The organism is Terrabacter aeriphilus (assembly GCF_039542985.1).
GTDB classification, from domain to species: domain Bacteria; phylum Actinomycetota; class Actinomycetes; order Actinomycetales; family Dermatophilaceae; genus Terrabacter; species Terrabacter aeriphilus.
Window position 1 is genome coordinate 196077 of the sequence record NZ_BAABIW010000018.1, and the last position, 19252, is coordinate 215328.

Here is a 19252-nt window from a genome sequence, read left to right on the forward strand (position 1 = left end):
TCCCCACCGTCGAAAGGCCAGTCCCCGTGGGTCCGGCGCCGTTGACGGGCCGATCGTGCGGGTCCCGGGTCGTCGAGCGGCCACCGTCCGCTGCTGCTCACGGACGCGCGAAATCTGGCCTCTCGACGGTGGGAGACCCGCACAGGGTGGCCTCTCGACGGTGGGGGACCCGCGAAAAGTGGCCTTTCGACGGTCAGAAGTGGCGGTGCCAGAGGTTGACGGCGTAGTCGACGCCGGTGGCGTCGGGGTGCTCGGCGAGGATGAGGTCGGCGTGCTCCGGCGCGAACTCGATGCCGACGACGGCCTCGAAGTCGGCGCGTGAGTCGAAGTCCCAGCGGATGTCGAGCCGCTCGCGCTCCCACCCCTGCCGCTGCCAGAAGCGCTCGACCGCGCGCGGGTCGTAGGAGGGCAGGGCCCGGCGGAACCACTGCCCGAACGTCGACCGCGTCGCGTCGTTGTCGATGACGAAGGCCGCACCGCCCGGGCGCACGACGCGCTCGAGCTCGGCCAACCCCGGCTCGCAGCCCGGCCCGAAGAAGTACGCCCACCGGGCGTGCGCGACGTCGAACGAGCCGTCGGGCACCCCGATCGCGGCTGCGCCCTCCTCGCGGACCGACACGGACGGCATACCTGAGACGCGTTGCGCGGCAAGGGCGGCGAGCGGCGGGTGCGGCTCGACGCCGACGACCGAACGGGCGTCGCGGGCGAAGAAGGGCAGGTGGTAGCCGGTGCCGCACCCGATGTCGACGACGTCACGACCTGCCCAGTCGAGCACCGCGCGCATCGCGTCCTCGATGACGTGGTCACGGTCGACGCCGCGGTTCTCGGTCTCGTAGACGTCGGGAGTCTCCCAGATGTTGGGGGACGGGATGATCCTGTCGGAGTCGCTCATGCCGACCTCACTTCGCGCGCTGGGCCTCGATGGTCGCCGGGTGCACGAGCAGCGGGAGCAGCTTGCGCACGCCGCGCGCCCGGACCGCCTTGACCTGGGCGAGGTGCGCCTCGGCGCGGATGGCGAGCTCGGCGTAGGCGAGCGGCCCCATGAGCTCGGTCAGCTCGGGCGCGTTGGAGCGGTAGACCGGCTCTCGTCCGACGTGCGCCTCGGAGTTGCCCGAGCAGTACCAGTCGAGGTCGTGGCCACCGGGACCCCAGCCGCGACGGTCGTACTCGGTGATCGTCACCTCGAGGTAGCTCGTGTCGTCGGGCAGCTCGACGGTGCGGAAGGTGCGGCGGATCGGCAGCTGCCAGCAGACGTCGGGCTTGAGCGTGTGCGGCTCCACGCCGGTGAGGACCGCGTGCTGGTGGAGGGCGCAGCCGGCACCTGCCGGGAAGCCGGGGCGGTTGAGGAAGATGCACGCGCCGTCGACGACCTTCGTCTTGCGCGCGCCGTCCTCCTTCTCGGTCCAGTCGTCCTTGCCGCCCGTGGCCCGGCCGACGGAGTGGTACTCCCACTCGTCCTCGCCGAGCTCCTCGACGGCCTTCTCGACGCGCTTCCAGTCGTCCTTCTCGGTGAAGTGCGCACCGAGCGTGCAGCAGCCGTCGTCGGGCCGACCGGCGTAGATGCCCTGGCACCCGCTGCCGAAGATGCACGTCCAGCTGCTCGTCAGCCACGTCAGGTCGCAGCGATAGCGCTGGTTCGCATCGGCGGGATCGGTGAACTCGACCCAGACGCGGGGGAGGTCCAACGGTGCTTCGGCCACCGGATCACCCTATGCCGTCCCGGTTTCGCCCGCGTGACGACCACACGCCGCGGGCGCGTCACCCGGCGTAGGCTGGCACCGGCGTCCAGGTCGCCACCGGTGCGCGGGAAGGGGCTCAGCCTCCCTGGGAGCACGACGACACGCGGTCCGACCTCCTTTCGGCCCGACCCAGCGCACGCGGGCTGACGAGAGGAGGCCGTCATGGCCCTGTCCCTTCCCGGCAACCCCGACCTCGAGCACCTGCGGCGCGCGGCGCGGAGCCTCCAGCGCGCCGTCCGCGACGGCGATGCCCGCGCGCTCGCGCTCGTGGCGGCCCACGACCCGCACGGGGCGCCCGACGAGCCGCGGCGCTTCACGCTCGCCGCAGCGCAGCTCGTCGTCGCCCGGTCGCACGGCTTCGCCAGCTGGCCCCGTCTCGCGGCCCACCTCGCCGCGGCCGCTCGCCTCTCCCGCGACCCGGTGGTGCTCGACCCGGTCGGGTCGTCGCACGATCCCGCCCTCCTCGTGCCGGCGCTCGCCTGCCTGACCTACACCGACCGCGACGAGCCCGCGCGCTGGGCGCGCGCGGTCGAGCTGCTGGCCGCCCACCCGGACCTGCCCCGAACGGACGTCGCGGTCGCAGCGACCGTGGGGGACGTGGCGGCGCTGCGGGCCCACGTGTCGGCCGACCGCGCGGCGGCGGTGCGCGAGGTCGGGCCGTTCCGGTGGGCGCCGTTGCTCTACGTCGTCTACTCCCGTGTGCCGCAACAGGATCCGGTCGCTGCCGCGTCGCTGCTGCTCGACGCCGGGGCAGACCCTGACAGCGGCTACCTCTGGCAGGGCCTCGCCAGCCCGTTCACGGCGCTGACGGGGGTCTTCGGCGAGGGCGAGGCCGGTCCCGGACGCCAGCCACGGCACCCACGGTGGCGGGAGCTGGCGGAGCTCCTCCTCGACCGCGGCGCCGACCCGAACGACCGCCAGGCGCTCTACAACCGGATGTTCGGGCGTGACGACTCGCACCTCGAGCTGCTCCTCGACCACGGCCTGGGCCGACCCGCCTCCGAGGTGTGGGGGCAGCGCCTGACCACGCCGGGCGAGACCGTCGCTGAGATGCTCGACCGCCAGGTGCGCTGGGCGCGCGACCACGGGCTCGACGACCGGCTCGCGCTCCTCGCGCGTCACGGTCTCGTGCCCGACGGGAGCCCGTCGGGCCAGCCGGTGCCGACGATCCACCGGGCCCGCACCCCCGACGCGGTGCGCGCCGCCGCCACGGCCGGCGCGGACCTCGACGCCGTCCACGACGGTCGCACCGCGGCCCACCAGGCCGCCTTCCTCGGGGACGTCGCCCTGCTCGGGGCGCTGCTCGACGCCGGGGCCGACCTCGGCGCGGTGGACGCCGTGCACGGCACCACGCCGTTGTCGTGGGCGCGCTGGGCGCGTCAGGACGCCGCGGCAGCCTGGCTCGAGGCGCACGTGGCCGACGTGGCCGACGCGGCCGACGCGGCCGACGCGGCCGAGCAGGATGCCGGGCGTCCCCACGGGCAGGGCTAGCGTGGCCCCATGACCTCACAGACCGCCGACGCGGCGTCGGCGCGAGGCCGCGGGCGCCGCCCCGGTGGCGTCGACACCCGAGCCGCGATCGTCGAGGCCGCCCGGAAGTCCTTTGCTGCCAAGGGTTACGACAAGTCGAGCCTGCGCGGGATCGCCCGCGAGGCCGGCGTCGACCCGGCACTGGTGCACCACTACTTCGACGGCAAGGCGGCGCTCTTCGCCGAGACGATGGCCGTGCCCGTCAACCCGGTGGAGCTCATCGAGCGGGTGCTCGAAGGCGGTCACGAACGACTCGGCTGGCGGCTCGTCGAGACCTTCCTGACGGTCTGGGAGCCGCCCGAGTCGCGCGAGTCCCTCGTCGCGCTCGTGCGCTCGGCGACGACGAGCGAGGAGGCGGCGCGGATGCTGCGCGAGTTCCTCGGGCGCGAGGTCTTCGGGCGCCTCGCGGCCGCGGCCGGCGCCGAGGACGCGCAGCTGCGCGGCGCCCTGGCCGCCTCGCAGATGATCGGTGTCGTCATGGCGCGCTACGTCGTGCGCGTGCCGGGCCTCGCGGAGGCGACGCGCGCCGAGCTCGTCGAGCGGCTGGGCCCGGTGCTCCAGGGCTATCTGGTGGACGGGGCGACCCGGCCGGAGTAGATTTCATCACATGATGAATAACCACGGGCCCGCCATCTCGGTCAGCGGGCTGCAGGTCGTGCGGGGCCGGCGGCGCGTCATCCCCGGCCTCGACCTCGAGGTGCCCGCCGGCGAGGTCGTCGGCCTGCTCGGGCCGTCGGGGTCGGGCAAGTCGACGCTGATGCGCTGCTTTGTCGGCGTCCAGGTCGTCGAGGCCGGCACCGTGACGGTGCTCGGCCACCCGGCCGGGTCGCCGGTGCTGCGCGCCGAGGTCGGCTACGTCACGCAGAGCCCCAGCGTCTACGCCGACCTCAGCGTGCGCGACAACGTCGCGTACTTCGCGCGGGCGGTGGGCCTGCGCGGCGCCGACCTGCGCGAGGCGGTCGACCGCACGCTCGAGGAGGTCGACCTCACCGGGTTCGCCTCGCAGCTCGTGCAGGACCTCTCCGGTGGTCAGGAGTCGCGCGTCTCGCTCGCGGCCGCCCTCGTCGGACGGCCCACGCTGCTCGTGCTCGACGAGCCGACGGTGGGTCTCGACCCGGTGCTGCGCCGCGACCTCTGGGACCTCTTCCGGCAGCTGGCCGAACGGGGGCACTCCCTCGTCGTCTCGAGCCACGTCATGGACGAGGCCGCCCGGTGCGACCGGCTCGTGCTGCTCCGGGAGGGGCGGGTGCTCGCCGACCTCACGCCCGACGAGCTGCTGAGCCGCACCGGCACGGCCGACGCGGACGCCGCGTTCCTCGCGCTCATCGACGCGGAGGACGCGCCGTCGCACGAGCGGAGCGCGTCGTGAACGCGGGCCTCACGACCGCCACCTCGGGCCGCGTGCTGCGCCAGGTCCGCACCGACCGCCGCACCATCGCGCTCATCCTCGTCGTGCCGTGCGTGCTGCTCGGCCTGCTCGCCTGGATCTACGACGGCACCCGCGTCTTCGACACCATCGGGCCGGCCCTGCTCGGTGTCTTCCCGATGATCGTCATGTTCATCGTCACGTCGGTGGCGACGCTGCGCGAGCGGCAGTCGGGCACCCTCGAGCGCCTGCTGACCACGCCCATGGGCAAGGGCGACTTCATGATGGGGTATGCCGTCGCGTTCGGAGTGCTCTCGACCGTGCAGGCCCTGATCGCAACGGGATTCGCCGTGTGGGTCTGTGGTCTGGACGTCGCCGGACCGCTCTGGCTCCTCGTCGTGGTCGCGGTGCTCGACGCGGTGCTCGGCACGGCCCTCGGGCTGCTCGCGAGCGGCTTCGCCCGCACCGAGTTCCAGGCGGTCCAGTTCATGCCGGCCTTCCTGCTGCCGCAGTTCCTGCTCTGCGGGCTGCTCGTGCCGCGCGACGAGCTGCCGACGGTGCTCGAGTGGGTGAGCAACGTGCTGCCGCTGTCGTACGCCGTCGACGCCATGAAGGTCATCGCCGCCGAGGCCGACCCGGTCACGACGGTGCTCGGCGACCTCGGCGTCGTCGCCGCCTTCATCGCCGGCGCCCTCGCCCTCGCGTCGCTGACCCTGAGCCGGCGTTCCGCCTGACGGCGCTCCGCCCGACGGCGCTCCGCCTGAAGGCGCTCGGCCCGACGGCGCTCCGCCCGACGGCACGCGGCCGGTCACGCCTGCGGCACTAGGGTGGGCGCATGCGCCTGGGCGTCATCGACATCGGGTCGAACACGGTCCACCTCCTCGTCGTCGACGCGCACGCCGGGGCGCAGCCGATCCCGGCCTTCTCGCACAAGACCGAGCTGCGGCTCTCGGAGAGCCTCGACCCCGACGGGCGCGTCAGCGACGCCACGGCCGACCGCCTCGTCGCGTTCCTGCGCGAGTGCCTCGTCGTGGCCGAGGACCAGGGCGTCAGCGACCTCTTCGCCTTCGCCACGTCCGCACTGCGCGAGTCGCCCAACGGCGAGGCCGTCATCGCCCGGGTGCGCGCCGAGACGGGCATCGAGCTCGACGCGCTGAGCGGGCCCGACGAGGCGCGCATGACCTTCCTCGCGGTGCGCCGCTGGTTCGGCTGGTCGAGCGGCCGGCTGCTCGTCGTCGACATCGGCGGCGGCTCGCTCGAGCTCGCGAGCGGCCTCGACGAGGAGCCCGACGTCGCCCTCAGCCTGCCGCTCGGAGCCGGGCGGCTGACGCGTGAACGCCTCCTCGGCGACCCGCCCGGCGAGGCCGAGGCGCGCGACCTCCGCAACTTCGTGCGGGCCACCCTCGCCGAGCACGTGCGCCCCCTGCTCACGTCGGGCCCGCCCGACCGCGCCGTCGGCACCTCGAAGACGATGCGCTCGCTCGCGCGGATCGCCGGGGCCGCCCCGCGCGCCGAGGGACCCTTCGTGCCGCGCACGCTCTCCCGGGCCGACCTGCGCGGTGTCGTGGCCCGGCTCGCCGTGCTGGGCTCGGCCACCCGTGCCACGCTCCCCGGCGTCTCGGAGGGGAGGGCCCGCCAGCTCTACGCCGGCGCCCTCGTCGCGGAGGCCGCCCTCGACCTGCTCCAGGTCGACCAGCTCGACATCTGCCCGTGGGCGCTGCGCGAGGGGCTCATCCTGCGCCGTCTCGACCACCTCGGCAGCTAGGGCCCGCACCCCACCCGCACCCCACCCGCACCCCGCCGGAGCCCGTGCCCGCGGAGGTGGCGCACAATGGCGGCATGACGATCCGGGTCGGCCTCTCGACCTCCTCGTGCTACCCCGACACCGCGGCCACCGCGTTCGCGACGGCGGCCCGGCTCGGCTACGACGCGGTGGAGGTCATGGTCTGGACCGACCCCGTCACCCAGGAGGCCGGGGCGATCCGCGCCCTGTCGCAGCTGCACGGGCTGCCCGTCGTCTCGGTGCACGCGCCGACGCTGCTGCTCACCCAGCGCGTGTGGGGCACCGACCCGTGGGGCAAGGTCGACCGGTCCATCGAGCTCGCGCTCGAGGTGGGCGCGCGCACCGTCGTGCTGCACCCGCCGTTCCGCTGGCAGCGGGAGTACGCCGCCGGCTTCGTCGACGGGGTCGCCGAGCGCGAGCGCGCGTCGGGCATCCGGCTCGCGGTCGAGAACATGTACCCCTGGCGCACGGCGCGCCGCGAGGTGATGGCCTACCTGCCGCACTGGGACCCGGTCGGGCAGGCCTACGAGCACGTGACGCTCGACCTCTCGCACACGGCGACCGCGGGGTCGGACGCGCTGGAGATGACCACGGCCCTGGGCCCGCGGCTCACCCACCTGCACCTCGCCGACGGCCTCGGCTCGTTCAAGGACGAGCACCTCGTGCCGGGTCGGGGCAGCCAGCCCTGCGCGGCCGTGCTCGAGCACCTCGCCGACTCGGGATGGGAGGGCGACGTCGTCGTCGAGGTGTCGACCCGCAAGGCCGGCCGCGACCAGCGTGAGGTCGACCTCGCGGCGGCGCTCGCCTTCGCCCGGCTCGCCCTCGTGCCCACCCGCGGAGCCAGCCGCATCTGATCCCCGAGACCGGTGGTGACGGGGTCAGGGGCGCCAGCCGCGGGGGCGCACCGAGACCATGTCGATGCTCGCGTCGGGGCCGGCGTCGATGGCGAGCCGCGCCGCCCGCACCACCGAGTCGACCTCGAGGTAGGCGCTCGCGTCGTACTCCGCGCCCTCGAACTGCACGAGCTCGTGCTGCATGTCGGTGTCGACCCGGCCGGGGTGGAGCGAGGTGACGCGCACCCCGTGCTCGCGCTCCTCCTGGCGCAGCGCGTCGCTCAGGGCGCGCAGCGCGAACTTCGAGGCGCAGTAGGCGCCCGACGACGGCGTCGAGGTCAGCCCCGAGCCGGAGTTGACGGTGATGACGAGCCCGTGCGCGTGCCGGAGCGCCGGCAGCAGCGCCCGGGTGACGGCTGCGACCGCGACGACGTTGACCGTCATCGACACGGCCCAGTCGTCGACCGCCGACTCGGCGACGGTGCCGCTGCGCAGCACCCCGGCGGAGTGGACGAGCACGTCGACCCGGGGCAGGCGCGGCACGATCTGCTCGAGCGCGGCCTCGAGCGACCCGCCCGGCGCGCAGTCGGCGAGGTCGGCGACGAGGCCCTCGGCGGAGGGCAGCGAGGCCACGACGGCGTCGACGGACGCGCTGCTTCGCCCGCCGATGACGAGGTGGTGCGTGTCCGCGAGGTCGCGGGCGATCGCGAGGCCGATGCCGCGGGTGCCGCCCGTGACGACCGCCACGGGGCGCGGGGTGGACGGTGCCGGGGAGGGGGAGCTCATGCGGTCACCCTACGAGCCGGGCGGCATACCGGATCGGGTGGCAGGCACGACCGGGCGGCGGGCGCTCAGGCCAGGCCGAGCGCGTGGGCCTCCTCCCACAGGTCGTCGCGGACGCGCGGGTGCGCGCACTGCTCGATGATGTCGCGGCACTGGTCGCGCTCGCTGCGGCCCCAGAGCGGCGCGAGGCCGTGCTCGGTGACGATGGCGCTCTGCTGGAAGCTCGTCACCGGCTCGTCGAGCAGGGGCACGATCGTCGAGACGTCGGCCCTCGGGTGCCACGAGCGCAGCGCGATGAACGACTGCCCGCCGGGAGAGTGCAGGGCGCCCACGATGAAGTCGGTCTGGCCGCCGAAGCCGGAGTGGATGCGGGCGTTGATGCGTGAGGCGTTGGCCTGGCCGAAGAGGTCGACCTCGAGGGCCGTGTTGACCGAGGTCATCCGGCGCTGCTGGGCGATGAGGCCGGGGTCGTTCGTCTTCTCCGTGCGCATCATCCGCACCCGGGCGTTGCCGTCGAGCCAGCGGTAGAGCTCGGTCGAGCCGAAGCAGAACGACGTCACGAGCGGGTGGTCGGCGTCGAGCGCTCCCGCCTCGTCGAGGGCCAGCACGCCGTCGGAGAACATCTCGGTCCACATCCGGATGCCGCGGCGCGCGGTGAGCGCCGCCAGCGTCGCGTCCGGCACGGCACCGATGCCGAGCTGCATCGTCGCGCCGTCCGCGACTCGTGCGGCCACGCGCTCGCCGATGAGCCGGCTCTCGTCGTCGGGCACGGCGGGCGCGTGCGAGGGCATCGGCGCGTCGACCTCGACGAGGAGGTCGACGTGCTCGAGCGGCACCTCGGCGTCACCGAACGTGTAGGGCATCTGCGGGTTGACGACCGCCACGACGAGCCCCCCGCGCGACCGGCAGGCCTCGAGCGCCGCGGGCAGCACGTTGACCTCGAGGCCGAGGCTCACGTGGCCGTGCCGGGGAGGCGCACAGTGCAGCAGCACGGCGTCGGGCGGCAGCACGCGGCCGTAGAGGAGCGGCACGAGCGAGAGCCGCGACGGCACGTATTGCAGCCGCGGGTGCCGCCGCATCCCCGGGCCGACGAAGCACGTCTCGACGGTGACGCCCTCGCGCGTCGGCAGCCCGGCCGGGGCGTTGAGCGCGTGCAGCACGTAGGCGGGGACCGCCTCGTCGAGCGCACGCACCGCCTCCCACGGGACCGCCATGTTGCCGCTGACGACCACCCGGGGGTTCTCGGGGAGGGTCCGCAGCCGTCTCGTCAGCTCGTCGATCGTCGCCGTCCGCACGCTGCCATCCTCGCGCAGCCGGTGCGTTCGCCGGGGCCGTATGCCGGGTGGCGTGACGAACGTCGCCCCGCACCGCCGCGACCGGCGCCACACGACCTCGGGCGCTGGGCGGCGCGCCCGGCCGGCCCGCTCAGCTGGCCTTCTTCGTCGCCGCCTTCTTCGTCGCCGCCTTCTTCGTCGCTGCCTTCTTCGTCGTCGACTTCTTCGCGGCCGCCTTCGTGGTGGCGGCCGTCGTGGTGGAGGTCTTCTTGGCCGCCTTCTTCGCGCTCGTGCCGTCACCCGTGGTCGTCGACTGCGCGCCGGAGGCATCGGAGGTGCCCGAGCCGCCCTTGGCGGCCTTGGCCTTGTCGACGCTGCGCTGCAGGGCGGCCAGCAGGTCGACGACCTCGGTCTCCTCACCGGTGGCGTCGGGCGTCTCGGTGAGCTCGCCGCCCTCGATCTTCGTCGCGACGAGCGCGGTGACCGCCTCGGCGTAGTCGTCCTCGAACTCCTCGGGCTCGTAGTCGCCCGACAGGGAGTCGACGAGCGAGGACGCCATCGCGAGCTCCTTGGCCGTCGCGTGCGTCTCCTCCGAGAGCGACTCGAACTCGGGGGTGCGCACCTCGTCGGCCCAGAGGAGGGTCTGCAGCACGATGACGCCGTCGCGCACGCGGAGCACCGCCAGCGTCATCCGGGAACGCACCGAGACGGTGACGAGGGCCATCCGGTCGGCCTTCTCCAGGGCGTCGCGCAGCAGGACGTAAGGCTTGAGGCCGGTCTTGTCGGGCTCGAGGTAGTAGCTCTTGTCGAAGAGGAGCGGGTCGATCTGCTCCGACGGCACGAACTTCTCGATCGAGATCTCCTTCGTCGAGCGCGTCGGGAGGCTCTTCATGTCCTCGTCGGTGAGCACGACCATCTGCCCGTCGGCGGCCTCGTACCCCTTGGCGATGTCGGAGTAGGGCACCTCCTCCCCGTCGATCGCGCAGACCCGCTGGTACTTGATGCGGCCCCCGTCCTTCTCGTGGACCTGCCGGAACTGCACGTCGTGGTTCTCCGTCGCCGAGAAGAGTCGGACCGGCACATTGACGAGGCCGAACGACACGGCGCCTTTCCAGATGGCTCGCATGGGAACAAGAATGCACCCATGCGCCCCATGCTCGCGACGCCCACGTCGACCATTCCGGCCGGCGACCGGTGGCAGCACGAGGTGAAGTGGGACGGGATGCGCGTCCTCGCCGACGTGCGCGACGGAGAGATGCGCCTGTTCTCGCGCACCGAGCGCGACGTGACGGTGGCCTTCCCGGAGCTGCGCGGGCTGGCCGCGGAGTACGCCGACATGCTGCTCGACGGGGAGGTCGTCTCGATGCGCGACGGCATCCCGTCGTTCGCGGCGCTCGCCGAGCGGTTCCACGTCACCGACGCGCGGCGCGCGGCCGCGCTCGCCGAGGCGTCTCCCGTGACCCTGATGACCTTCGACCTGCTCCGCCTCTACGGCGTCGACCTGCTCACGCGCCCGTGGTCCGACCGCCGGTCGACGCTCGAGCGCCTCGACCTCGCCTCGCCCCGCTGGCAGACGCCACCGACCTTCGGCGACGGGGCCTCGCTCCACGCGGCGACGAAGGAGCAGGGCCTCGAGGGCATCGTGTCCAAGCGCGTGGACTCCGTCTACGTGCCGGGGCTGCGCTCGCCCTACTGGCTCAAGTCGCCCCACCGCGGCACCGTCTCGGTCGTCATCGGGGGCTGGCGGCCGGAGTCGACGGGGACCGTGTCGAGCCGGCTCGGGGCCGTGCTCGTCGGCGTGCCCGTCGCGGGCGGCCTGCGCTACCTGGGACGCGTCGGCTCGGGCCTGGCCGGCAAGGCCGGGCAGGCCCTCATGAGTGACCTGCGGGAGCTGTCGGTCGGCGAATCGCCTTTCGCCACAGACGTCCCCAGGGAGGATGCTGCCGGGACGACCTGGGTGCGACCGGTCCTCGTCGCCGACGTGGAGTCGCTGGGGCTCGGCGGTCAGGGTCGACTGCGCCAGCCGGCATACAAGGGCCTGCGGGGCGACCTGACGCCCGACGACGTCGACGGGCACGAGGGCGGTGCCTGATGGCGTACGAGCCGACGAGGGTCACCGTCGAGGTGGACGGGCGCCGGATGAAGCTGTCGAGCCTCGAGAAGGTGATGTACCCGCGCGCCGGCACGACCAAGGCCCAGGTCATCGACTACTACGCGCGCATCGCGCCGGTCATCCTGCCGCACCTGCGCGACCGCGCCGTGACGCGAATCCGCTTCCCCCACGGGGTCGGCGACATGCAGTTCTTCGAGAAGAACATCCCGGCCGGCACCCCGTCGTGGATCCGACGCGCGGGCCGCGACCCGGTGTTCCCGCTCATCGACGACCTCGCGGGGCTGACGTTCTTCGCCAACCTCAACTCCCTCGAGCTGCACGTGCACCAGTGGCGCTACGAGGGGGAGGGGCGCGACGCGGTCGCGCTGAACCCGGACCGGCTCGTCATCGACCTCGACCCCGGCCCGGGCACGGGCCTGCACGAGTGTGCGCGCGTCGCGCTCGTGGTGCGCGAGCGCCTCGGCCGCATCGGGCTGCCGACGGTGCCGGTCACGAGCGGCAGCAAGGGACTCCAGCTCTACGCGGTGCTGCCGGGGGAGCACACGAGCGACGAGATCCGCGACACGGTGCAGCAGCTCGCGCAGGAGCTGACCAAGGCCCACCCCGACCTCGTCGTGTGGAAGATGGCCAAGGAGCTGCGCCCGGGCAAGGTCTTCCTCGACTGGAGCCAGAACGTCGCGGCGAAGACGACGGTGTGCCCGTACTCCCTGCGCGGCCGGGACCGCCCGACCGTCGCGGCGCCCCGGTCGTGGGACGAGATCGAGGAGGGCGCCGCCGGGGGGACGCTCGAGCAGCTGACCGCGGACGAGGTGCTCGAGCGGGTCGAGCGGGACGGTGACCTCGCGGCGGAGATCACGCCCTGAGGGTGCCGACCCACGACGTGCGGGACGCGGGAGCGGCGGACGCGCGAGGGCACGGGCAGGGCCCGGCACGTCGTGCGCGCCGGGCCCTGTGGCCCCGGTCCGGTGAGGGTCAGTGCGCCTTGTCGTAGGCCGCCTGGACCTCGGACGAGATGCGCCCGCGGTCGGAGACGTCGTGGCCGTTGGCCCGCGCCCACTCGCGCACGGCCGCGAGGTCGCCGCGCTTCGGGGTCGAGGAGCGGCGGCGTGAGCCGGCGCCCTTGGCCGAGCCCGAGCCGGCGCGACGGGCGTGGCCGGTCCACGTCGCGAGGTCGTCGCGCAGCTTGGCTGCATTCTTGTCGGAAAGATCGATCTCGTAGGTGACGCCATCGAGGGCGAACGTCACCGTCTCGGACGCATCACCGCCGTCGATGTCATCGATCAACACCACTTCGACACGCTGAGCCATGATTCTCCATCTGAAGTTGTCGGGCCTTTGGAGGGGAAAGCCCGCGAATACAGGGTTTCGCGGCAGGGCCAATTTACAACGCCGCGAGAAGAAATGCATTTACGTCCGGGAATGCGCGAGGCGGATGTCCGCAAATGCGTGGTGCGCCGTCTTCACGGCGCTGCCGGAAAAGCGGCCTGGCCTATTCGGTGGGCTCTTTCGCGGCGGCGTCGCGGCGGTCCTGCTCCGCCTCCCACTTCGCCTGAGCGAGGCGCTCGCGACGGTCTCCCTGCAGGATGCTCTTGATGACGACGTAGAACAGTGCGCCGACGCCGATGGTGGGCACCAGGGCGAGCACGTAGGGCAGAACCGAGTCCATGGTCTCGAGTTTCTCACGGTGGGCCGGGGCGACCGCCCACCGCCGGTGTCGGTCCCGACCCGTACGGTCGTGCGCATGGCTACGAGGACGACGACGCGCCGCACCCCCGGCTTCCGCTGCGCCGAGTGCGGCTGGACCACCGCCAAGTGGGTCGGGCGCTGCGGCGAGTGCCAGGCCTGGGGCACCGTGGCCGAGACGGGTGCGGCCGCGCCGCGCACGACGGCCGCCGCCGTCGCGACCCCCGCCCAGCGCATCGCCGACGTCGACCTCACCCGGGCCGCCGCCCGGCCCACCGGCGTGGCCGAGTTCGACCGGGTGCTCGGGGGCGGCCTCGTGCCCGGCGGTGTCGTGCTCGTCGCCGGCGAGCCCGGGGTCGGCAAGTCGACCCTCCTGCTCGACGTCGCGGCCCGCACGGCGCGGTCCGGTGCCGACGTGCTCTACATCAGCGGTGAGGAGTCGGCCGCCCAGGTGCGCACCCGGGCCGAGCGCATCGGCGCCATGGCCGACACGCTCTTCCTCGCGGCCGAGACCGACCTCGCCACGGTGCTCGGGCACGTCGAGGCGCGCTCGCCGGCCCTGCTCGTCGTCGACTCGGTGCAGACCATCGCGAGCGCCGACGTCGAGGGACAGGCCGGCAACGTCTCGCAGGTGCGCGAGGTGACCGGCAGCCTCATCCAGGCCGCCAAGGCGCGCGGGGTGGCCGTGCTGCTCGTCGGCCACGTGACGAAGGACGGCTCGATCGCGGGGCCGCGGCTGCTCGAGCACCTCGTCGACGTCGTCATCGCCTTCGAGGGCGACCGGCACTCGCGCCTGCGGCTCGTGCGCGCGGTCAAGAACCGTTTCGGCCCCACCGACGAGGTCGGCTGCTTCGACCTCTCGGACGGCGGGATCGTGGGGCTCGCCGACCCGAGCGGACTCTTCCTCTCCACCCGCGACCACGCCGTGGCCGGCACCTGCGTCACGGTGACGCTCGAGGGCCGTCGCCCGCTCGTGGCCGAGGTGCAGGCCCTCGTGGCGCCCTCCACCCTGCCCTCGCCCCGGCGGACGTCGAGCGGCCTCGACTCCGCCCGGCTCGCGATGATCATCGCGGTGCTCGACAAACGGGCGGGTGCACCGGTCGGGTCCCGCGACATCTTCGCGGCCACCGTGGGCGGCGTGCGCATCACCGAGCCCGCCGCCGACCTCGCCATCGTCTGCGCCGTCGCCTCGTCGGTCGTCGACCGGGCGCTGCCCACCGACGTCGTGGCCTTCGGCGAGGTGGGCCTGGCCGGAGAGGTGCGCCGGGTCGCCGGCCTCGACCGCCGCCTCGCCGAGGCGGCCCGGCTCGGCTTCCGTCACGCCCTCGTCCCGGCGGGCAGCCTCGGCGACACGAGCACGCCGCCTGGCATCCGGGCCGTCGAGGTCGCCGACGTGCCGCGCGCCATCGAGGCGATGGGACGCCTCGCCGGGGGCCGGTCAACGAGCGCCGCAGCCGTCGGCACCGTCTAGACTGCGACCGGCCGGGGCGCACGCGCCCGACCCCTCCGAGGCGAACAGGGAAGTGATGGACCGGAACGACGAGCTGCTGCTCCGCGCGGCCCTCGCCGCTGTCGCGCCCGGCACCGACCTGCGCGACAGCCTCGAACGCATCCTCCGTGGTCGCACGGGCGCCCTCATCGTGCTCGGCCACGACCGCGTCGTCGACTCCATCTGCACGGGCGGCTTCTCGCTCGACGTCGAGTTCTCCGCCACGCGCCTGCGCGAGCTGGCCAAGATGGACGGCGCCGTCGTGCTCGACCGCGAGGGCACCCGCATCCTGCGCGCCGCCACGCAGCTCGTGCCCGACTCGAGCATCGAGACGACGGAGTCCGGCACGCGGCACCGCACGGCCGAGCGCGTGGCCAAGCAGACCGGCTTCCCCGTCATCTCGGTGAGCCAGTCGATGGGCGTCGTCGCGCTCTACGTCGGCGACCTGCGCCACGTCATCGAGGGCTCGCCGACGACGCTCTCGCGCGCCGACCAGGCGCTGCAGACGCTCGAGCGCTACAAGTCGCGCCTCGACGAGGTGACCGGCACGCTCTCGGCGCTCGAGATCGAGGACCTCGTCACGATCCGCGACGTCACGGCCGTGCTCCAGCGCCTCGAGATGGTCCGCCGGATCTCGGCGGAGATCCAGGACTACGTCGTCGAGCTCGGCACCGACGGACGCCTGCTCAGCCTCCAGCTCGAGGAGCTCATCGGCGGCCTCGGCAACGACCGCGAGCTCGTCATCCGCGACTACCTGCCCGCGACGAAGTCGGGCCTCGAGCTCGACGACGCGCTCGCCAACCTCCAGGCGCTGAACTCCGTCGAGCTGCTCGACCTCGCCGCGGGAGCCCGTGCCGTCGGCTTCTCGGTCGTCGGCGACAGCCTCGACGCGCCGGTGTCGCCGCAGGGCTACCGCCTCCTGACGAAGGTGCCGCGGCTGCCCACGGCCATCGTCGACCGCCTCGTCGTGCACTTCGAGTCGCTCCAGCGGCTGCTCGCGGCCGGCATCGAGGACCTCATGCTCGTCGAGGGCGTCGGCGAGGGCCGCGCGCGCGCCGTGCGCGAGGGCCTCTCGCGCCTGGCCGAGTCGAGCATCCTCGAGCGCTACGTCTGACCCGCACGTCCGAGGTCGATGACGTATGCCGTCCGGTCGGGTCCCGCTCGCACTGCTCCACGAGCGCGTCAACGCCTGGTACGCGACGGAGGGGCGTGCGCACCTGCCGTGGCGCCACCCCGACTGCCCGCCCTGGGGCGTCTTCCTCTCCGAGGTGATGTCGCAGCAGACCCCGCTCGCCCGGGTCGAGCCGATCTGGCACGAGTGGATGGAGCGCTGGCCCACGCCGGCCGCCCTGGCCGCCGCGGCGCCGGGGGAGGCCGTGCGGGCCTGGGGGCGGCTCGGCTACCCCCGCCGGGCGCTGCGCCTCCACGAGGCGGCGACGGCGATGGTCGAGCGCCACGACGGGCAGGTGCCCCGCACCCCGGAGGAGCTGCTCGCGCTGCCCGGTGTCGGCGCCTACACGGCCGCGGCCGTGTCGTGCTTCGCCTTCGGGCTGCCCGAGGTCGTCGTCGACACGAACGTGCGCCGGGTGCTCGCGCGCACCCTGGAGGGCAAGGCGTTCCCGCACCTGACCCTCAACCGGGCCGAGGCGCGCCTCGCCGCCGCGTCGATGCCCGCCGACCGCGACACCGCGAACACGTGGAACGTCGCCGTCATGGAGCTCGGCGCCCTCGTCTGCGTGGCGCGGGGGCCTCGGTGCGGCGACTGCCCGGTGGCCGACCTCTGCGCCTGGAACCTCGACGGCCGCCCGGCCTACGACGGGCCGCCCCGGCGCGGGCAGGCCTGGCACGGCACCGACCGTCAGGTGCGCGGCGAGCTGCTGCGCCGGCTGCGCGACTCGGTCACACCGTTGCCGGTGCAGGCCCTCGAGGGCTCGGGCGACGACCCGCTGCAGGTCATGCGCTGCCTCGACTCGCTCGTCGCCGACGGCCTCGTCGAGCCCCTCCCGCGGCGCCGCTACCGTCTCCCCGCCTGACCGTCGAGGGGCCAGTTCGTGCGGCCACCCACCCGTCGAAGGGCCAGCTCCTGCGAGTCGGTGCCGGTCGAGTGGCCACCGATGGGTCCGGTCAGACGTTGCCGAGCACCGACCGGACGGCGATCTCGACGACCACGCGCTCGGGGTTGGCGCGCGGCTCGCGGTAGCGGGCGGCATACCGGCGCTCGGCGTCGGCGACGGAGGCCGGGTCGTCGAGCACGCGCGCGGTGCCCTGCAGCGACAGCCACCACCGGCCGTCCACCTGGCAGAGCACGGCCGGGCAGCCGGCGAGGGCGTTGCGGGCCTTGCGGCTCTCGCGGCTCGTGATGACGCGCGCGACCGACGTCTCGGGGTCCCACGTAAACCCGACCGGCACCACGTGCGGCGAGCCGTCCGGGCGCAGCGTCGTCAGCGTCGCGAGGTGGCGCACGGCCATGAACTCGAGGGCGGCGGGGGAGAGGTCGCGGGGCAGGGTCGACATCGCGGTCACACCACGACGCTGAGCGCCATGACGAGCGCGAAGCCGACGACGGAGATCACCGTCTCCATGACCGACCACGACTTGATCGTCTCGCCGACCGTGAGGCCGAAGTACTCCTTGACGAGCCAGAAGCCGGCGTCGTTGACGTGGCTGAAGAAGAGCGACCCGCAGCCGATGGCGAGCACGAGCAGCGCGAGGTGGCTCGTGGTCAGGGTCGACGCGAGGGGGCCGACGATGCCGGCGGCCGTGATCGTCGCAACCGTCGCGGAGCCGGTGCCGAGGCGGATGAGCACCGCGACGAGCCAGCCGAGCAGCAGCACCGAGAGGTTGACGCCGGTGGCCCAGTCCTTGATGACGTCGCCGACGCCCGCGTCGACGAGCGTCTGCTTGAACCCGCCGCCGGCCGCGACGATGAGGATGATGCCGGCGATGCCGGGGAGGCTGGCGCCGAACGAGTCGCTGACCTGCATCCGCGTCATGCCCGAGGCGAGGCCGAGGCGGAAGTAGCAGAAGATGACGGCGATGAGGAGCGCGACGACGGGCGTGCCGAAGACGTCGACGACCTTGCGGATGCCGCTCTCCTCGTCGGTGACGAGCAGCTTGGTGATCGCGTCGACGAGCATGAGCAGGACGGGAAGCGTGATGGCGACGATGGCCGAGCCGAAGCCGACGCGGCGGCGGCCGGGCTCGAGCGGGGCGTCGAGCTCGTCGAAGCCCTGCGGGTCGCCGGAGCCGCCCGCACCGCCGCTGCCGACGGCGGCCGAGCCCGCTGCCGACCCACCGCCCGGGAGGGCCGCGACGTGCTTGGGCACCCAGCGGTCGACGAAGGTCGCGAGCACCGGCCCGGCGAGGACGACGGTCGGGATGGCGATGAGGATGCCGTAGAGGAGCGTGCGGCCGAGGTCGGCGCCGAGCAGGCCGATGGCGGTGAGCGGACCGGGGTGGGGCGGCACGAGCCCGTGCAGCACCGAGAGGCCGGCCAGCGCCGGGATGCCGACCTTCATGACCGACAGGCCCGTGCGGCGCGCGACGAGGATGACGACGGGCACGAGGAGCACGACGCCGACCTCGAAGAAGAGCGGCAGGCCGAGGATCGCCGCGATGGCGGCCATCATCCACGGCAGGCCGTTCGGCCCGACCTTGCCGACGAGGGTCGCGACGATCTTGTTCGCGCCGCCCGACTCCTCGAGGATCTTGCCGATCATCGCGCCGAGCGCGATGAGCACCCCGACCGAGCCGGTCGTCGAGCCGAAGCCCGTCGTGAAGCTCGTGACGATGTCGCCGGGCGGCATCGTCGCGACGGCGCCGAGCACGGCCGAGCCGAGCATGAGCGAGAGGAACGGGTGCAGCTTGACGACGGTGATGAGCAGCACGACGGCGAGGATGCCGAGGAGGCACGCGGCGACGAGCTGGCCGTTGCCGGCATACGGCGCCTCGGGGGCCTCGTCGGCGAGGCGGGCGGCCGACGGCAGCGCCCCCGCGGGGAGGGCGGCGGTCAGGGTGGCGAGGGTCATGCGGTGGGGTCCTTCCGGAGTCCGAGAGCATGCAGGGATCGATCGAGCACCTCGGCGGCGGTGCCCTCGTTGGTGACGCTCACGCCGGGCTCGTCGGCCCCGAGCGGCTCGAGCGTGGCGAGCTGGCTGGGCAGCAGCGACGACGGCATGTAGTGGCCGGCGCGGTGCTCCATGCGGTCCTGGATGACCTCGCTCGGCGCCTCGACGTGGAGGAAGCGCACGTGCGGGCGGCCGTCGCGCAGCAGGTCGCGGTAGACCCGGCGCAGCGCGGAGCACGTGACGACGGCGGACTCGCCCGCCGCCTCCTTGGCGCTGATCCACTCGCCGATGGAGCCGAGCCACGGCCACCGGTCGTCGTCGGTGAGCGGCCGGCCGCTGCGCATCTTCGCGACGTTGGCCTCGGAGTGGAAGGCGTCGCCCTCGGCGAACTCCCAGCCCATCAGGCTGGAGATCCCCTTGGCGACGGTGGTCTTGCCGCTGCCGCTGACGCCCATCACGATGACGACGTCGGCGCTGCCCGGGGCACTGCTCTCGGCGGGCCGGTCCGGTGGCCGTGGTGGGGCGGTGTCGTCGGTGCGGTCAGCGGCAGAGTCCGGCATGTCCTCGAACGTACCCCGTTGTCGACGACTCG

The 19252-nt window shown here is 73.6% G+C and carries 21 protein-coding genes; 11 read left to right on the forward strand and 10 right to left on the reverse strand.

Annotation, left to right across the window (positions count from 1 at the left end; genetic code table 11):
- Positions 1–193 precede the first annotated feature (193 nt).
- Both ABD979_RS14780 and ABD979_RS14785 read right to left on the reverse strand, forming a co-directional pair.
- On the reverse strand, positions 194–892 hold the full coding sequence (locus ABD979_RS14780) for a class I SAM-dependent methyltransferase (RefSeq protein ID WP_345508249.1): 699 nt from the start codon (positions 890–892) through the stop codon (positions 194–196).
- 7 nt (positions 893–899) lie between these two features.
- Complete coding sequence (locus tag ABD979_RS14785; RefSeq protein ID WP_345508250.1) at positions 900–1700, reverse strand: DUF3109 family protein; 801 nt, start codon at positions 1698–1700, stop codon at positions 900–902.
- A gap of 201 nt (positions 1701–1901) precedes the next feature.
- Between ABD979_RS14785 and ABD979_RS14790 the strand changes: the two genes are divergently transcribed.
- The 6 genes from ABD979_RS14790 to ABD979_RS14815 all read left to right on the forward strand — a co-directional run bounded on the left by ABD979_RS14790 (position 1902) and on the right by ABD979_RS14815 (position 7272).
- Positions 1902–3230: a hypothetical protein gene (locus ABD979_RS14790; protein WP_345508251.1), complete on the forward strand. Its 1329-nt coding sequence runs from the start codon at positions 1902–1904 to the stop codon at positions 3228–3230.
- Positions 3231–3239: 9 nt separating this feature from the next.
- Positions 3240–3866, forward strand: coding sequence for a TetR/AcrR family transcriptional regulator (locus tag ABD979_RS14795; RefSeq protein WP_345508252.1), 627 nt, complete (start codon positions 3240–3242; stop codon positions 3864–3866).
- Between the two features lie 10 nt (positions 3867–3876).
- Entirely contained in the window at positions 3877–4638 is a 762-nt protein-coding gene (locus ABD979_RS14800) for an ABC transporter ATP-binding protein (protein WP_345508253.1), read from the forward strand.
- A complete protein-coding gene (locus tag ABD979_RS14805) occupies positions 4635–5369 on the forward strand; it encodes an ABC transporter permease (RefSeq protein WP_345508254.1) in 735 nt (244 codons plus the stop codon). The genes ABD979_RS14800 and ABD979_RS14805 overlap by 4 nt, the downstream gene beginning before the upstream one ends.
- A gap of 101 nt (positions 5370–5470) precedes the next feature.
- Entirely contained in the window at positions 5471–6400 is a 930-nt protein-coding gene (locus ABD979_RS14810; RefSeq protein WP_345508255.1) for a Ppx/GppA phosphatase family protein, read from the forward strand.
- A 74-nt stretch (positions 6401–6474) separates the two neighbouring features.
- Complete coding sequence (locus ABD979_RS14815) at positions 6475–7272, forward strand: sugar phosphate isomerase/epimerase family protein (protein WP_345508256.1); 798 nt, start codon at positions 6475–6477, stop codon at positions 7270–7272.
- 24 nt (positions 7273–7296) lie between these two features.
- Here the strand turns inward: ABD979_RS14815 and ABD979_RS14820 are convergent, their stop codons facing one another.
- From ABD979_RS14820 to ku, 3 genes are all read right to left on the reverse strand, one after another.
- Positions 7297–8037, reverse strand: a complete 741-nt coding sequence (locus ABD979_RS14820; protein ID WP_345508257.1) for an SDR family oxidoreductase — start codon at positions 8035–8037, stop codon at positions 7297–7299.
- Positions 8038–8102: 65 nt separating this feature from the next.
- On the reverse strand, positions 8103–9329 hold the full coding sequence (locus tag ABD979_RS14825) for an acetyl-CoA hydrolase/transferase family protein (RefSeq protein WP_345508258.1): 1227 nt from the start codon (positions 9327–9329) through the stop codon (positions 8103–8105).
- Positions 9330–9459: 130 nt separating this feature from the next.
- Positions 9460–10434, reverse strand: a complete 975-nt coding sequence (gene ku, locus ABD979_RS14830) for a non-homologous end joining protein Ku (RefSeq protein WP_345508259.1) — start codon at positions 10432–10434, stop codon at positions 9460–9462.
- An 18-nt stretch (positions 10435–10452) separates the two neighbouring features.
- Here ku and ligD (ABD979_RS14835) point away from each other — a divergent pair, with 18 nt between their 5' ends.
- Positions 10453–11400 (forward strand): non-homologous end-joining DNA ligase, encoded by a 948-nt coding sequence (gene ligD, locus ABD979_RS14835; RefSeq protein ID WP_345508260.1) that lies wholly within the window; start codon positions 10453–10455, stop codon positions 11398–11400.
- Entirely contained in the window at positions 11400–12284 is an 885-nt protein-coding gene (gene ligD / locus ABD979_RS14840) for a non-homologous end-joining DNA ligase (RefSeq protein ID WP_345508261.1), read from the forward strand. Before ligD (ABD979_RS14835) ends, ligD (ABD979_RS14840) begins: the two co-directional genes overlap by 1 nt.
- A 109-nt stretch (positions 12285–12393) precedes the next feature.
- Here the strand turns inward: ligD (ABD979_RS14840) and ABD979_RS14845 are convergent, their stop codons facing one another.
- Positions 12394–12729: a histone-like nucleoid-structuring protein Lsr2 gene (locus ABD979_RS14845; protein ID WP_345508262.1), complete on the reverse strand. Its 336-nt coding sequence runs from the start codon at positions 12727–12729 to the stop codon at positions 12394–12396.
- A 181-nt stretch (positions 12730–12910) separates the two neighbouring features.
- Complete coding sequence (locus ABD979_RS14850; protein ID WP_345508263.1) at positions 12911–13087, reverse strand: hypothetical protein; 177 nt, start codon at positions 13085–13087, stop codon at positions 12911–12913.
- A gap of 75 nt (positions 13088–13162) precedes the next feature.
- Here ABD979_RS14850 and radA point away from each other — a divergent pair, with 75 nt between their 5' ends.
- The 3 genes from radA to ABD979_RS14865 are packed head-to-tail and all read left to right on the forward strand — an operon-like array spanning position 13163 to position 16626.
- Positions 13163–14575 (forward strand): DNA repair protein RadA, encoded by a 1413-nt coding sequence (gene radA / locus ABD979_RS14855; RefSeq protein WP_345508264.1) that lies wholly within the window; start codon positions 13163–13165, stop codon positions 14573–14575.
- A gap of 55 nt (positions 14576–14630) precedes the next feature.
- The gene (disA, locus tag ABD979_RS14860) at positions 14631–15707 is read left to right on the forward strand and encodes a DNA integrity scanning diadenylate cyclase DisA (protein ID WP_345508266.1); all 1077 of its coding nucleotides are present in this window, start codon (positions 14631–14633) and stop codon (positions 15705–15707) included.
- A 25-nt stretch (positions 15708–15732) separates the two neighbouring features.
- Positions 15733–16626 carry an HhH-GPD family protein gene (locus ABD979_RS14865; RefSeq protein ID WP_345508267.1) on the forward strand — a complete coding sequence of 298 codons (894 nt, stop codon included), beginning with the start codon at positions 15733–15735 and terminating at the stop codon, positions 16624–16626.
- Between the two features lie 91 nt (positions 16627–16717).
- Here ABD979_RS14865 and ABD979_RS14870 read toward each other — a convergent pair whose 3' ends face one another.
- Genes ABD979_RS14870 through ABD979_RS14880 form a run of 3 tightly spaced genes read right to left on the reverse strand, consistent with a single transcriptional unit; the run spans position 16718 to position 19220 of the window.
- Positions 16718–17107 carry a PPOX class F420-dependent oxidoreductase gene (locus tag ABD979_RS14870; protein WP_345508350.1) on the reverse strand — a complete coding sequence of 130 codons (390 nt, stop codon included), beginning with the start codon at positions 17105–17107 and terminating at the stop codon, positions 16718–16720.
- A 5-nt stretch (positions 17108–17112) separates the two neighbouring features.
- Positions 17113–18621 (reverse strand): GntT/GntP/DsdX family permease, encoded by a 1509-nt coding sequence (locus ABD979_RS14875; RefSeq protein WP_345508268.1) that lies wholly within the window; start codon positions 18619–18621, stop codon positions 17113–17115.
- A complete protein-coding gene (locus ABD979_RS14880) occupies positions 18618–19220 on the reverse strand; it encodes a gluconokinase (RefSeq protein ID WP_425583980.1) in 603 nt (200 codons plus the stop codon). The genes ABD979_RS14875 and ABD979_RS14880 overlap by 4 nt, the downstream gene beginning before the upstream one ends.
- Positions 19221–19252 lie beyond the last annotated feature (32 nt).